16 protein-coding genes are annotated in these 14,880 nt (G+C 39.4%); 9 read left to right on the forward strand and 7 right to left on the reverse strand.

Translation table 11 applies throughout. The features are described 5' to 3' along the window. Genes C1T21_RS19610 through C1T21_RS19625 form a run of 4 tightly spaced genes read right to left on the reverse strand, consistent with a single transcriptional unit; the run spans position 1 to position 3,794 of the window. Positions 1-630, reverse strand: a complete 630-nt coding sequence (locus C1T21_RS19610) for a hypothetical protein (RefSeq protein WP_103049423.1) — start codon at positions 628-630, stop codon at positions 1-3. 12 nt (positions 631-642) lie between these two features. Then, positions 643-1,155, reverse strand: a complete 513-nt coding sequence (locus C1T21_RS19615; protein ID WP_103049424.1) for an imm11 family protein — start codon at positions 1,153-1,155, stop codon at positions 643-645. A 12-nt stretch (positions 1,156-1,167) separates the two neighbouring features. Then, positions 1,168-2,271 (reverse strand): pentapeptide repeat-containing protein, encoded by a 1,104-nt coding sequence (locus C1T21_RS19620; RefSeq protein ID WP_103049425.1) that lies wholly within the window; start codon positions 2,269-2,271, stop codon positions 1,168-1,170. Between the two features lie 20 nt (positions 2,272-2,291). Then, positions 2,292-3,794 (reverse strand): hypothetical protein, encoded by a 1,503-nt coding sequence (locus tag C1T21_RS19625; protein WP_103049426.1) that lies wholly within the window; start codon positions 3,792-3,794, stop codon positions 2,292-2,294. 280 nt (positions 3,795-4,074) lie between these two features. On the opposite strand from C1T21_RS19625, the gene C1T21_RS19630 reads away from it, so the two are divergent. The 3 genes from C1T21_RS19630 (at position 4,075) to C1T21_RS19640 (ending at position 6,353) form a co-directional block, all read left to right on the forward strand. Then, complete coding sequence (locus C1T21_RS19630) at positions 4,075-5,037, forward strand: helix-turn-helix transcriptional regulator (RefSeq protein WP_103049427.1); 963 nt, start codon at positions 4,075-4,077, stop codon at positions 5,035-5,037. Between the two features lie 113 nt (positions 5,038-5,150). Further along, positions 5,151-5,777 (forward strand): type 1 glutamine amidotransferase family protein, encoded by a 627-nt coding sequence (locus C1T21_RS19635; protein ID WP_103049428.1) that lies wholly within the window; start codon positions 5,151-5,153, stop codon positions 5,775-5,777. A 51-nt stretch (positions 5,778-5,828) separates the two neighbouring features. Continuing rightward, complete coding sequence (locus tag C1T21_RS19640) at positions 5,829-6,353, forward strand: VOC family protein (RefSeq protein ID WP_103049429.1); 525 nt, start codon at positions 5,829-5,831, stop codon at positions 6,351-6,353. 231 nt (positions 6,354-6,584) lie between these two features. Here the strand turns inward: C1T21_RS19640 and C1T21_RS19645 are convergent, their stop codons facing one another. Further along, complete coding sequence (locus tag C1T21_RS19645; protein ID WP_103049430.1) at positions 6,585-6,944, reverse strand: putative zinc-binding protein; 360 nt, start codon at positions 6,942-6,944, stop codon at positions 6,585-6,587. 343 nt (positions 6,945-7,287) lie between these two features. Between C1T21_RS19645 and argR the strand changes: the two genes are divergently transcribed. From argR to C1T21_RS19675, 6 genes are all read left to right on the forward strand, one after another. After that, positions 7,288-7,740: an arginine repressor gene (gene argR / locus C1T21_RS19650; protein ID WP_103049431.1), complete on the forward strand. Its 453-nt coding sequence runs from the start codon at positions 7,288-7,290 to the stop codon at positions 7,738-7,740. A 431-nt stretch (positions 7,741-8,171) separates the two neighbouring features. Continuing rightward, a complete protein-coding gene (gene arcA, locus C1T21_RS19655; RefSeq protein ID WP_103049432.1) occupies positions 8,172-9,404 on the forward strand; it encodes an arginine deiminase in 1,233 nt (410 codons plus the stop codon). Positions 9,405-9,428: 24 nt separating this feature from the next. Then, positions 9,429-10,427: an ornithine carbamoyltransferase gene (gene argF / locus C1T21_RS19660; protein WP_103049433.1), complete on the forward strand. Its 999-nt coding sequence runs from the start codon at positions 9,429-9,431 to the stop codon at positions 10,425-10,427. A 69-nt stretch (positions 10,428-10,496) separates the two neighbouring features. After that, entirely contained in the window at positions 10,497-11,912 is a 1,416-nt protein-coding gene (gene arcD / locus C1T21_RS19665) for an arginine-ornithine antiporter (RefSeq protein WP_103049434.1), read from the forward strand. Between the two features lie 36 nt (positions 11,913-11,948). Then, positions 11,949-12,911, forward strand: a complete 963-nt coding sequence (gene arcC, locus C1T21_RS19670; RefSeq protein WP_103049435.1) for a carbamate kinase — start codon at positions 11,949-11,951, stop codon at positions 12,909-12,911. 181 nt (positions 12,912-13,092) lie between these two features. Beyond that, entirely contained in the window at positions 13,093-13,782 is a 690-nt protein-coding gene (locus tag C1T21_RS19675) for a Crp/Fnr family transcriptional regulator (protein WP_103049436.1), read from the forward strand. Here the strand turns inward: C1T21_RS19675 and C1T21_RS19680 are convergent. Both C1T21_RS19680 and C1T21_RS19685 read right to left on the reverse strand, forming a co-directional pair. Continuing rightward, positions 13,758-14,135, reverse strand: a complete 378-nt coding sequence (locus C1T21_RS19680; protein WP_258012554.1) for a putative zinc-binding protein — start codon at positions 14,133-14,135, stop codon at positions 13,758-13,760. The genes C1T21_RS19675 and C1T21_RS19680 overlap by 25 nt on opposite strands. A gap of 259 nt (positions 14,136-14,394) precedes the next feature. After that, positions 14,395-14,727: an Imm8 family immunity protein gene (locus C1T21_RS19685; RefSeq protein WP_103049437.1), complete on the reverse strand. Its 333-nt coding sequence runs from the start codon at positions 14,725-14,727 to the stop codon at positions 14,395-14,397. Positions 14,728-14,880 lie beyond the last annotated feature (153 nt).

Below are 14,880 nucleotides of genomic sequence, written 5' to 3' on the forward strand. Positions count from 1 at the left end.
TCAAGAAAGCTCCGACCATGTTGCGGTGTGCAGCATGGCATAGGTTAAGGGAACCCAGAGGGGAGCATCCTCCAGCTTAAATTGGCAACTTCCGATCACAGCCTTGCCATGCCAGGAACGCACAAAGACAATCTGATAATAGGGAGAGGGGGAAACTAGAAAAATAGCTTCATAACAACCAATGAGGGTATCATGAATAGAAAGAGCCTTTTCATCCACGAGCTTCATACTTGGTTGTGCGCGACTCGTTTGCTCAATCATCTGCTGTTGATAGATTTCTATTTGCGTGGGGTCCAGTTCTTGCCTGCTTTGGTGCAGACCTAACAGGATTCCACCCAGCTTGTCCTGAACAACGAAGCTTTTCGACGGATCTACCGTCTGTCCAGCCCGAACTTCTGGAATAAGAGAGTCAGGCAGGGAAAGGGTGTGTTGATTTTCAAAGACAGAAAGGGTTTGAAATCGAATTTCCTGTTCATTCGGTAGGGTTAGTGAGCCTTTCAAAATTCCCTCCATCGCTGCTTCAATAGATATCATCATCCAGCTTTCATCGTTTTCCGCTGTACTTAGTTGCTCTTTCAACGTTTGTTGATGATGCAGTTTCAAAAAAAATTCATCCCAATGCTCCGTCAAGATTGAACCTCCTTATACGAGTTCTAGCTTCTGTAGCCGAAAACCACTCAAACTCCGCCGAAGCAAACTTTCAGCAGCCTCCAAGCTAACGATGAAATAAGGTTCCCTCACGTTGGAGAGTCTGAAAAAATGGTGTCCATTCACCTTTTGACTATCCAGCACAAGGCGTTTCAGGGTTTGATCATGCGGATAAAATTCAGTCTGTTCCGAAATACCATCCACGGAGGTAACAGATGGAATCCAATATAGCTCCTGACGGCTGGGTTCCCGGTTCACGATATACAACTGCTTAAAACGAGCTTGTGTATTGTATAGTTCTAGAATCCGTTTCATAGGATCGGAAAATAGCGGTTGTGAGGGTGAAAACGGTAGCCAGTCCGTGTACTCGGCATCTTCTGTCGCATGAATATCTAAAACCTGAGCCGGAGGCATGCCAACAAATGGCGTTTTAAAAAGGTCTAAATTCATCGGTTTAATGTTTCGGGAAATACGATGATCATCGACCAGCACATAATAATGGCGCATACACATTCCTCCTTATTCCGTCCACACAATAGATTGACGCTGTGCTTCGCTTAGTTTCCAATGCTGTTGGTACTTTCGCGGGACAAGGGTTCCTTGCATTGTAGCCCCCTCAAAACACACATGTTCAAACGAATGTACATCTGTAAAATCGGCCCCATCCAGGTTGGCGTGTTCAAAACGAAGTCCACATAGCCCCGGCACACGAACTCCATGTTCCCGATGCGGCTGTCCGCTGGCACTGCTGAAGTTAGCACCTCTCAAATCGCTAAATCTAAAATCCGTGTCGGTCAGGAGGCATCCCTGAAAGCTGCTTCCTGCCAGATTCGCTCGTTGCCAGATGCTTCCGATCAATATGCAGCTGTGAAACTGGCTTTCCCGTAAGTCACTGTGGCTAAAATCGTTATAGCGCAAATCCTTTTGCATTAGGTGAAGGAGGGGAAGAGAGAGCCTCTTTAGGTTTTCGTAAACATAGGGTTCTTCTTCACTGGAATGTATCAATTGCTCTCTCACATGATCTGCAAGAAGTGCTTCCTGATCTTCGACATATAGATTCTCGCTGATATCCTTGTACTCACCCGTTCGTATAGCTACACGATCAGCTTTATGAATGGCGAGATACTCAGGCATTTGAACCACTTCTGCCATCCCTAAGCGCAGGAGGGAGTTCACAAACTGGTGGAAAAAAGGAGCGGATTCCAGCATCATTCGTTCAACGTCCACAGAAGTAATCGTCCCCATATATATTTTTCGTTCCTGTTCCAAGGTTTCCAACATGGTACTCATCGGTGCATAGGCCCATGAAGCGTCATAGGTTAATTTGCAATCGGAATCATCTTCGTACCATTCAGCAGAATAAGCCTCGACCATATACAGGTAGGTTTGCTCCAGCATCTGAGTACGCAAAAACGAGTAGTGGATATATCCAATGGGATCTTTTTGACCTTGTTGCTGCATGCTCAAAATGTGTATACACAAATCCCTAAACGATTCTTTGAAATCGAAGATTAGTTGAGCTTGGTAGCGATGAAACATGGCTTCCAGCATGTCCAACTGAATGTCCAGCAAAGGTGTAAAGTGATGCTCTTTAAAATGGTGTAACGCCGCTTGTTTATCCATCTGCTAGTTCTCACCTTCCGTTAGTTCATCTTAATTTCCGTGCCGGAGAAGGTGGTTTTGTCATCCAGCGTAATCGTGTTGCCTTTACCAGACAGCTCGATTTTTCCGGCGGAAAGCTGGATGTTACCGGAACTCATAACAATATCCGAAGCCGCGCTAATACTCACATTTTTTCCACTTACAATATCAATGCCTGTTTTATCGTTAATGACAATAGACATGCCATTCCCGGAAATAACGATTTGATCCGGAGCGAGCATGATTTCTTTGCCGTATTTGGTTCGCAGCGTCTTAATGGCAGGGTCAGCCATTCGATCTGGCGCAGGAGCTGCCGCAGACAGTGCCGAAGAAGACTTTGATCCAGCAGACGAAGCAGAAGCTGTGGCATGTCCAGAAGTAACAGAAGCTTTTCCACCGGAAGGTTGTGGTTCTCTTTTAACCGAGCTGATCGCGTACCCTTCTTCTTCCTTATAACTGGGAAAATAGATGCGGATGCTGTCTCCGTCTTCAGGCATGCAATACCAGCCCGTGTTATCCGCAGATGCATAAATGGTAGAGTAGGGAAACCAGTAATCCGTGTTCGGGTCTTGCTGATCATCCATATCGAGCTGGGCGCGGACTTTGTCCCGACGAACGCTCAGTACCTTGCCATGAATGGAAGCTCCGATAATAGAGCGATTATAGTCTTTAATTGGACGTAAGCCGCTTCGTGGTGACAGCTTGGCGGTATGGGTCAGCACCCCGTCTTTCATCTCCGTTAGCACCTCAGCTACGATCAACTTATGACCTTGAAAGGTTACTTCATAGCCAGGTTCCAGTAATTTCTCCGTCTCGACCTCATATTGGATAAAATCAGCATCACGTACGCCAGGGATATGGTTCTCTAAGGCTGTTTGAAAATCCGCAACCCGTTTGGTGACCTTATAATTGGTAGATTTAATTTCTCCTTTGCTGAGTCCCATAGGCAGGCCAAAATAAAACTTCGGCACTCCATAGCCCACCGCAGGAATGAGCGGAGAGTAGAAGTGGGAGGCCATCCGTTTCAGAAACTGCCAATCGGTCTCATCATATTGCATGATAAAAGTGCCGATGGGCTTCTTATGGGACACAACATCCATGGCTTCGGCTTTGGAGTAGTCCGATACAATACTTTCGATCAGGCCCGTATAGGTGAGCTTGGGGTTCTGGAAAGAGCGTTGATGCCGCTTAATATCTAACTCGTAGGTATGAGATATGGCTTCGACGGTCAGGTAATGGACCCCGTGAACGACTTTTTCCTCCACATCCAAGGCAATGCCTCGAAAAAGGGGCTGTCGATTGCCATTTTGGTCTGTGACAAAAGCTTTGACCTGAGTTTCTTCATCCGAAGCACGTACGTACAGCTCTCGCTTTTTCTCCGAAATGATACCTGTACAGATCATTCGGGCATGGTCATTGACTGTTTTTAAGATTTTAAGTTCATGAAGGCGGACGAACTCATAAGGCATGATTTCGATATGACCGTACGTCACGATGTTTTCCATAGGTGTCTCCTTCTATAGTTGTTTTTGGTAAATGTTATTATGAGATTCCCAGCTAGTAATGTGGTTATTGATAAATCCAGCATATGTATTTATCGGTTAAAAGAGAGAGTTAGTTTACAGAATGAACCATTCATTGTGGTATTTACTATGTGTAAATCTGGAATTAGAAGATATGAGAGGGAAGTATAAGGTGGAAAAAAGCATATAATAGGTAGTAAGAGAGAGTATAAAAAGATATTTATAAAAGATTGAACTTTAATGAAAGATGAGGGTTTATGTTATGCCAAAAAACGATAATATGCTGGCCATTCTATGGATGTTGAATTCGGGCGTAAAAATGACTGCAAAACAAATATCCGAAAAGTTAGAAATAAATATAAGGACAGTTTATCGATATATTGATGCACTATGTGCCAGTGGAGTGCCTATAATATCCGACACAGGTCATAATGGCGGGTATAGCTTGCTGAATAATTTTATAAGAGCGCCTCTACTATTTGATATGGAAGAAAAAAAGGCACTCCTTCATGCTGCTATTTTTGCAAAAGAGGCTGGATACCCTTTGAGTGAGGCATTAGACAATGCAACATCAAAATTGAAAATGTATTCGAATCAAGAGCAGGAAAGTATACTTAGCCGTCATTTAGCCGGATTTGAAGTTATTAATCGCATGGGAGACCCTTCTCTTCAGCCGATATTGGCGGAATTGGAGCAAGCTGTAGCCAACGAATTCTCTGTAGAAATGGATTATCGCACAAGCCATGAAGAACAACCCAAGAATAGGGTGATAGACCCCTATGGAATGGTTTACTGGAACAACAAATGGTACACTGTTGCATTTTGTCACCTAAGAAATGAGATACGTAGCTTTCGGGCAGATCGGATTCTACAAATCAAGCGTACTCCAATCATATTTAAGCGTTCCGAAGCTTTTTCGGCCCGTGAATTTTTTGTGCAAAATCTGTTGCCTGATTTAGTAGGCAAGGACGGTTTAATTTCTTTAATGATCGAAGGCAGGCCAGAGGCATTGGATGACTTATGTCTGCATTGGTTTTTGGGGCATCATCTGAAAGAGCGGACATCCAATCAAGCCATCTTTTTGCTTGAGGAAAAATCACTTCATACATATGTCCCTTATTTACTCCTACCCTACGGGAAGTCCATTCAAGTCATCGAACCACAGAGTTTGAAGAAAAAGCTTGTTGCTGTTGCGTCGGAGTTAATGGAATATTATCAACGTTAAAAGCTTCACTGACAGCAGATGTCAGTGAAGCTTTTTTATAATGAGGATAATCATTGATTACCGAAGGATGATTGGTATCACTCGGTGAATTATAAAATAAGGAGAATTTGCAAATGAATAATACAGTATATCTTTATGTGTTTGACACCATGGCAGATTGGGAGATAGGTTACTTAACTGCCGAACTGAACTCGGGGAGATATTATAAAAAGGGGCTGGTCCCATCAAAAATAGTTACCGTGGGAATGGAAAAGACTCCTGTAACTACAATGGGCGGATTGAAAATCCTGCCTGACATCACACTGGATGAGTGCAGCATTGAAAGCACAGATACATTGATTTTACCCGGTGGAAATACATGGACAGAAACCATTCACCAACCCATCTTAAAAATTGTTGAGAGGTGTTTAGAGGAAGGTATATGGGTTGCTGCGATTTGTGGTGCTACCATGGGACTTGCCCAGACAGGATTGCTGAATTCACGTTGGCATACAAGCAATGACCTGGAATATCTCAAAATGACCTGTCCCACCTACACGGGCGAAAAGTATTACAAAACGGAGTCTGCTGTAACGGATGGAAAACTGATCACTGCATCTGGAACAGCTCCGTTGGAATTTTCCGTACACGTTTTGAAAGCTCTGGGTGTGTTTTCTTCTAAAACATTAGAAGCCTGGTATAGTCTAAATAAGACTCGCGCATCCAAATATTACTATGAATTGATGAATTCAATCCAATAAAGGTATAAGCACAAAATTGAACTGTTACGATCATTTAAAGGAGGAGTCAAAATGACTGAAAGCAGAGAATATGTGGGAGTGTCAGGTAAATATACAAAGAATGGAATGCCCAACGGCTTTACATCTATTACCCCTTTTATTACAGTGAAGAATCCTTCGGAAGCAATAGAGTTCTATAAAACAGTTTTCAATGCAAGGGTTAAGGATATTACTGAATATCCTGATGAGAATGGCAATAAAATAATTGTTCATGCTGAATTAGATTTTGGAAATGGTTTTTTGCAGCTGGGAGCAGCGAATCCGACATATCAATTGGTCTTGCCGCCAGATGAAGAGAATGCGTGTTATTCTTTCGGAATTTACGTAGTGAATGTTGATCAGGTCATTGAAAATGCGGTAGCAAGAGGAGCAAAAGTAAGGGAACCAGTTACAAACTTTGTTTCAGGTGATCGATTCGGAAGTATATTGGATCCTTGTGGAGTAAGATGGTCTATTATGACCAGGATCGAGGATTTGTCAGAAGAAGAAAGTAGTCGTAGGGTTGCTGAATGGGCTAAAAGCTTTAGTGGAGAATAAAGGTAATCGCTTTTTTGGTAGAATACGTTAAAGGTGACTACCTGCTGAAATGATGTAATAGAAATTCTGGTGGCCCTTAAAGATGTATTAGGAGCCACCAGTAAAACTAATTTACGATATTGTTACATAATAAAAGCCAGCTAACTTTTATTGTATACTATCCCAACACCTCGAAGGAGCTAAAATAAAGGAGAGCCATCTTTCGATACACACCTTAATTTTGACTAAGAATTATTGTCCAATTTGTTCTAAGATTTGTGTGTAAGCATTTCTATAATGATCGGGGTTAGGATCTTCTCCTATTATCTTGGGTACGTCAAAGTCAGACAGCAGGAAATGGTCTTTGGGTTGAACATCATGCCTTGCTAAGCAACTCTTGCAACAGGACAAGGGACAGCCGTCAATTGCAATGATGTCACGTCCCGATTTTGCTGTTCTGACAAGTGGTTTGACATCACCACCAACACCAGCAATGCAGGACATTTCAGCGACTTTTTCTCGATCCATTTGTATAGCAATCATGTTAGCGGTTTGTGCTGCGGAGGAACATCCAGAACATGAATAGACAAGAGGTAAATCAGTTCTTTTCATCTTTGTACACTTCCCTGTTTTTTCTTTGTAATCCATCACGGTATTTTTGGTTTTAGATAAAACATAATTTAAATTGTTTGTATTTTAACTTAAATTTACAGGTTAGACCGTGATATTGATCACGACAACATTTTTTCAAAATCTACCATTAAACTTTTTATACAAGAAGAGGAGCTTCCAGAAATGAGAAGCTCCTCTTCGTTCGTTTCAGTGTTATCAATGAAAATAAGTTCTGCGCCATCTCTTTGCTCCGAGAGTATACTTATATCCCTCTTTATAGAAAATAATAGAAAATTAGAGCAAGATATGATAAAGCTATAATATAAAAAAGGAGTGTCTTTCTATGAAAAGAGAAAAAAGACAACGATTAATTAAGCAATTGGTAAGCGAATATGAAATAGAAACACAAGAGAAGTTAGTAGAATTGTTGGCAGAACAAGATATAATAGTAACGCAAGCTACGATTTCACGGGATATCCGTGAGTTGAAATTAATAAAAATAGCTTCTCCGAAAGGATTTATGATCTATAATGTTTCCTCAGAAATGCCTTTGCAAACTGATTTGAAGTTAAAGAAGAAGTTAAAAGAAGTTGTTGTAAAGATTGATTATATCGATCAATTGACGATTATAAAAACGTTGCCTGGCAATGCAAATGTTATCGGTGTTTTATTAGATAATTCAAATTGGAGAGAAATGGTAGGATGTGTATGTGGGAATGATACCTGCCTTGTCATTTCCCAAACTCTATCAGATCGAAAGATTTTAAAAGAAAGACTTAATTTAATTTTTAGATAAAATAGCTAGTAGATTGTCAAGTGAGAATACGAGGTTACTTGAGTTTAGTAATTAAAGAGCGTAGGATGCCCGAATTTGAGCATGCTGTAGCCGTGATGTATCTTGTTGGATCAAACATCACAGCTACCTTGCGGGCGTTCCTTCGCTCTTTTTCTTGTGGATACGCTTACATTCTACATAGGCTGCAAGTTGATAATGTATTTTTTTAGATCAGCAGTTACAGTCCAGATATTCATCATATATACGTAATATGAAATAGGTTTCGTAGATAAACTGACAAAATCTATTATAAAAATACATTTTTTTATTATTTTAAAAATAAAAACGTGAAATATTTCTCAACAAAAATGTTGGCGTTTGCACGAGGCGGAAAGCATGAACCATTTATGATGCATTTGTATACATCAAAGATTAAAAAGGAGGTACGACCAATGAAGCATCCATTGCATGTTGCTTCGGAAATTGGGGAATTACAAACGGTTTTATTAAAACGTCCGGGACAAGAATTGGAAAACTTAACACCGGATTTTTTACAACCGTTATTATTTGACGATATTCCCTTTTTGCCGGTGATTCAAAAAGAACATGACTATTTTGCCCAAACATTACGCAATCGGGGAATTGAAGTTCTTTATTTGGAAAAACTCGCAGCCGAGGCATTAGTGGATAAAAAACGGAGAGAAGAATTTGTTGACCAAATGTTAGAAGAAGGAAGGGCTGAAGGAAATATTTCACATCAAATTTTAAAAGAATATTTATTTTCCTTCTCCAATGAAGATTTAGTTCAAAAAATAATGAGTGGTGTACGAAAAAACGAAATTGAAACGGGTAAGAGTATGCAATTACATGAATTTATGCAAGATCATTCTCCATTTTATTTGGTTCCAATGCCAAATTTATATTTTACCCGCGATCCTGCAGCTGTTATTGGTGATGGGTTAACGATTAATAAAATGAGAGAAACTGCACGAAGACGTGAATCCTTGTTTATGGAGTACGTTATTAAACATCATCCGAGATTTACCAGTCATAATGTACCGGTTTGGCTGGATCGCAATTATGAATTTCCAATCGAAGGTGGTGATGAGCTCATTTTAAATGAAGAAACCATTGCCATTGGTGTATCTGCCCGTACTTCAGCTAAAGCTATTGAACGTTTAGCCCTAAATCTATTTAGCCGTCAAGAAAAGTTCAAGCGAGTACTAGCCATTGAGATTCCAAAATGCCGGGCATTTATGCATTTAGATACCGTATTTACGATGGTTGATTATGATAAATTTACAATTCATCCAGCGATACAAGGACCGCAAGGAAATATGAATATTTATGTTTTAGAGAAAGGCCCGGATGAAGAAACGCTTAATATTACCCATCACACCTCTTTAATGGAATCTCTAAAAGAGATTTTGGGCTTAAAGGATTTGGTTCTTATTCCTTGTGGCGGAGGAGATGCAATAGCCTCTGCTCGTGAACAATGGAATGACGGATCCAATACATTAGCCATTGCGCCAGGAGTCGTTGTTACGTATGACCGTAACTATGTATCAAATGCTTTATTGCGTGAACACGGTATCGAGGTCATTGAAATATTGAGCTCGGAATTATCCCGTGGCCGTGGGGGTCCACGTTGTATGAGTATGCCAATCGTTCGAAAAGATATTTAAATTACGGAGAAAGCAGGGATAAATATGGGAAAAACTAATTCAAGCTTAAAAGGCAGAAGTTTTCTTGCGGAGATCGATTTTACAGAAGAGGAATTGTTATATTTCCTCAATTTAGCAGCAGATTTAAAAGAGAAAAAGAAAAACGGCATTCCCCATCGTTATTTGGAAGGAAAAAATATAGCTCTTTTATTTGAAAAAACTTCTACTCGTACACGGTGCGCATTTACAGTAGCTTGTACAGATTTAGGCGCGCACCCCGAGTATTTGGGTAAAGGTGATATTCAGCTCGGTAAAAAAGAATCCGTAGAAGACACTGCGAAAGTGTTGGGCCGCATGTTTGACGGAATTGAGTTCCGCGGCTTTGCTCATAAAACAGTGGAATCTTTAGCTGAGCATTCGGGTGTACCGGTGTGGAACGGTCTAACGGATATGTGGCATCCAACCCAAACGCTCGCGGATTTATTAACCATCCAAGAACATATAGGGCACTTGCGAAATGTGAAGCTCGTTTATGTTGGCGATGGCCGAAACAATGTTGCTAATAGCTTATTAATTGGTGGTTCAATCGTTGGAATGGAAGTTCGGATTTGTGCGCCAAAATCATTATGGCCGGGACAAGAAGTCATTTATTTGGCCAAAAAATTTAGTGACCAGGTAATGGTAACCAGTAGTATTGAAGAGGCTGTTGCGGGCGCAGATGTAATCTACACAGATGTTTGGGTATCTATGGGGGAAGAAGATAAATTTGCTGAACGTATTGAACTGCTTTCACCTTATCAAGTAAATATGCAAATGATTAAGGAAACTGGGAACGATGATGTTGTTTTTTTACATTGTTTACCTGCATTTCATGATCTGGAAACAACGTACGGAAAAGAAATTTACGATAAATATGGATTGAGAGAAATGGAAGTAACCGATGAGGTATTCCGCAGCAAGCATTCAAAAGTATTCGATCAAGCTGAAAATAGAATGCATACAATTAAAGCGGTTTTAGCAGCTACTTTAGGAAATATGGAGTAAAGAAGGAATTAATCTTCCTTCTTTCTCTCTCTGTTCCTTAACTCTATCAAATAGAGAGAGGTGAGTGTAGTGGGTGAAGAAAAAAAATTAGGATTATTTACTTTAACAGCTCTTGTTGTCGGTTCAATGATAGGGGGGGGAGCGTTTAACTTGGCAAGTGATATGTCCAAAGAAGCTGGCGCCGGAGCTATTATTATTGGGTGGATTATCACAGGAATCGGAATGATTGCACTTGGATTATCCTTTCAGAATTTAACTAAAAAAAGACCGGATTTGGATGGTGGTATTTTTAGTTACGCAAAAGCTGGATTTGGAAATTTTATGGGGTTTAATAGCGCGTGGGGATATTGGGTAGCCGCATGGCTTGGGAATGTAGCTTACGCAACTTTACTGTTTAGTTCATTAGGCTATTTTTTTTCAATTTTTGATGGGGGGCAAAATATAGCATCCATTATTGGTGCGAGCATCTTGCTCTGGTGTGTTCATCTGCTGATTTTACGAGGCGTACAATCGGCAGCGCTTATAAATCTAGTAACTACAATCGCAAAATTAGTACCAGTGTTTGTATTTATTATTGTGGGAATCTTTGCTTTTCAACTCCATGTATTCGTAGACGGATTTTGGGGACAAGGCGGTACTTTTAATTGGGGGGCGGTAGGCAGTCAAGTTAAAAGCACAATGCTTGTAACTGTCTGGGTGTTTACTGGTGTTGAAGGGGCTGTTGTTCTATCTGGCCGTGCAAAAAATAAAAGTGATGTCGGGAAAGCGACAGTCATTGGATTGATAGGAACACTTATTGTTTACGTATTGATTACATTATTATCTCTCGGGCTTATGCAGCAAGCGGATATTGCTAATTTAAAAAATCCAGCTATGGCCTATTTATTTGAAAGTGTTGTTGGAAAATGGGGAGCTGCATTTATTAACCTGGGTTTGGTTGTTTCCGCCTCAGGCGCTTGGCTCGGGTGGACTTTACTTGCATCTGAAATTCCATATTTAGCCGGTAAAGATGGTACATTTCCAAAGTGGTTTGCGAAAGAGAATAAAAATAAAGCTCCTGTAAATTCATTATGGATTACAAATGGTTTAATTCAACTTTTTTTATTAACCTTCATTATTTCGGATAAAGCGTATAATTTTGCGTTTTCTCTAGCATCCTCCGCTATTTTAGTTCCTTATGTGTTTTCAGCATTTTATCAATTGAAGTATAGCTTGCGATCAAACGAAAAAGGCCGAACTATCAATATAGTCATTGGGACCGTTGCAAGTATTTATGGGATTTGGTTAGTTTATGCGGCTGGGTTAAATTACTTGTTATTAGCAATGACCTTATATGCACCGGGCATTTTTATCTATTATAAGCTGCAAAAGCAAAATAATCCAAAGCAAGTATTTACTCAGGTGGAACTGATATTATCTGTTGTTATTGCTGCTTTGGCAGTATTCACAATCTATGAATTAGTTACGGGGAATTTTGCGATTTAAGTTTTTTGGGAATAAAAACAATTGGAGGGTTGAAGTATGGCACGCAGAAAAATTGTAGTGGCACTAGGCGGAAACGCGATACAATCCATGGACGCTACAGCACAGGCACAACAAGAAGCATTAGAAAAAACAGCGGAACAACTTGTAAAAATAATAGAAAATGATGTTGATATCGTAATTGTCCATGGGAATGGTCCGCAAGTAGGAAATATTTTATTACAGCAAAAAGCGGCGGAATCAGAAAAAACCCCCGCCATGCCGTTGGATACTTGTGGTGCGATGAGTCAAGGAATGATTGGCTATTGGATGGGAAATGCGATTGCAAAAGTACTGAGAAAACGGGATATAAATAAAGATGTGGTAACAATCGTAACAAGAGTGGTCGTCGATGAAAAAGATGAGGCATTTAATAATCCCACCAAACCAATCGGGCCTTTTTATACAGAGGACGAAGCAAGAAAGGTCATGAAGGAAACAAAAGTGGTATTTAAAGAAGATGCAGGAAGAGGGTGGAGACGAGTTGTACCGTCACCAACACCTGTAAGCATTCTTGAATATAAAGTGGTTGATTCTTTGGTAAAGGATGGGAATATCGTCATTGCTGTTGGAGGTGGCGGAATTCCGGTAATTCATTCTAAAGAAGGATTAACAGGGACTGAAGCGGTTATTGATAAAGATTTCGCCGCTCAGAAATTAGCTGAATTAGTAGGTGCCGATACGCTTGTCATTTTAACTGCAGTTGATTTTGTATATGTGAATTTTAATAAGCCAAATCAAAAAAGGTTAGAGTTTGTAACCGTTGATGAATTAGAAGGATATATAAAGGAACAACATTTTGCAGCCGGAAGTATGCTTCCCAAAATTGAAGCTGCTATTCATTTTGTTAATACAAATTCAGAACGAAAAGCCATTATTACTTCTTTAGAGAAGGTATATGAAGCATTAGAAGGAAAAACAGGCACGGTTATTTCTAAACAAGAGGGATCTGTGCATGTATAAATAACATTAAAAAATACTGCTCTTTAAACAATATGGTCGAGTTTGGGCTGGTTTTTGCTCCCGAATTCGGCCTGCTTGTTTCATTGATCATTTATAGTTTATGGAGAGCTAAATTGCTCAGTACATAGGATAAATGATAAAATTCATATTATTTCTATTATGAAACAAGAGAGGTGTATTTATGAATAAAAGGAATGTCGTGGAAAATTTAAAACAGTTTAGCTTATTTGCTGATTTATCAGAAAAAAAATTAAAAATCTTAAGAGAGTTTGTCTATTGGCGAACTTATAAGAAGGGTCAATTTTTATTTTTAGAAGGGGACTTAAGGGAACGAATTTACCTTATGTTAGATGGCTTTGTAAAGTTAGAGCGGGTAAATCAAAGTGGAAATTTATTATATGAGGACTATGTAAAACAATATTCAATTTTTCCTTATGGCGGTATGTTTACAGATAAAAGATATAATTACTCGGCAGAAGCACTGACAGATGTGGATGTGTATTATATGCCTACGGCGATTTTTGAGGATATGTTGAAAGCCAATCAAAAACAATTATTATTTGTTGTTCAGCAGTTTTCTTTAATCTTAAAACTTCATGAACATCGCATACAATATATTACAATCCCCAATGCACAAGATCGGGTAATTCAGTCACTTAATTATTTAAGGCAGGATTTAGGGGAACAAAACGGTGAAGAGATTGTCATTTCGTGTCCACTGACAACAATCGGAATTTCTAAAATATCCGGAACGTCTCGAGAAACAGTTAGCGGTGTGTTAAATCAGTTAAAGAAAGATAATATTATTACAGTTTCAGGTAAAAAAATTATAATACATGACCCAACTTATTTTGAGAAAATCTCTATATGAAAATAAAGATGAACGTCTTCAAAACGAAGTCGTTCATCTTTTTGCTTTTTGTTTATGCCAGCAGGCGTTTTAGGTACGTCAAAGTCAAACAGCGTGAAATGGTGTTTGGGTTGGACTTGATGCCTTGCTATGTAACTCTTGCAACAGGACAAGGGACAGCCATCAATTGCAATGATGTCACGTCCTGATTTTGCTGTTCTGACAAGGGGTTTGACATCACCACCAACACCAGCAATGCAGGACATTTCAGCGACTTTTTCTCGATCCATTTGTATAGCGATCATGTTAGCGGTTTGTGCTGCGGAGGAACATCCAGAACATGAATAGACAAGAGGTAAATCAGTTCTTTTCATCTTTGTACACTTCCTTGTTTTTTCTTTGTGATCCATCACGGTATTTTTGGTTTTAGGTAAAACATAATTTAAATTGTTTGTATTTTAACTTAAATTTACAGTCTAAACCGTGATTGTGATCACGACAACATTTTGTAAAATCTATTATAGGGCTAACTGTGTATTTACAATTCAGCCAGATCCCCATTTTTAACTTAATTTTTCTAATAGAGAATTAGCCTTATCTAAATATAATTCTGGTTTCCAGGGATATTGTTAATTATTCGTCCATCTCCCAACGAAAATATGCAGATAGGTTTTTGTATGCCTTATTAATATCATCATCTACGCATTTATTAATGATACGGTTTAATGTTGCTTCAAGTATATTTTCATTAAAGTCCCGTGCTATAAAATGACCATGCCCGATAATAATATCACCTTGACCTGTCATCCTAGCTAACCTTTTAGGACTTATTAGTTCAAATGAAAACATGTCTGATGCTCCATTTATTTCACTGGGTCCGATATCAACATTATAAGTAATATAGAAGTCGTCTATATCTTCACCCCAATCCTCATACATCTTTGTTAAAGCTTTTATTATAAGCATTTAATTATCCTCCTATTGAACAATATCAATATGAACGTTACTTATCTGCTTTGACGCCCATCTTTCCCCAGTGTTGTATTCTTCGAACATTTTCTTTTTCAAGTCAAACGCCTTTAGATGGGGAGGGATCGAAGTCATTATTTTAGGGGAAAG

The sequence above is a fragment of the Paenibacillus sp. F4 genome (assembly GCF_002894905.1).
Classification (GTDB): Bacteria; Bacillota; Bacilli; order Paenibacillales; family Paenibacillaceae; genus Paenibacillus; species Paenibacillus polymyxa_B.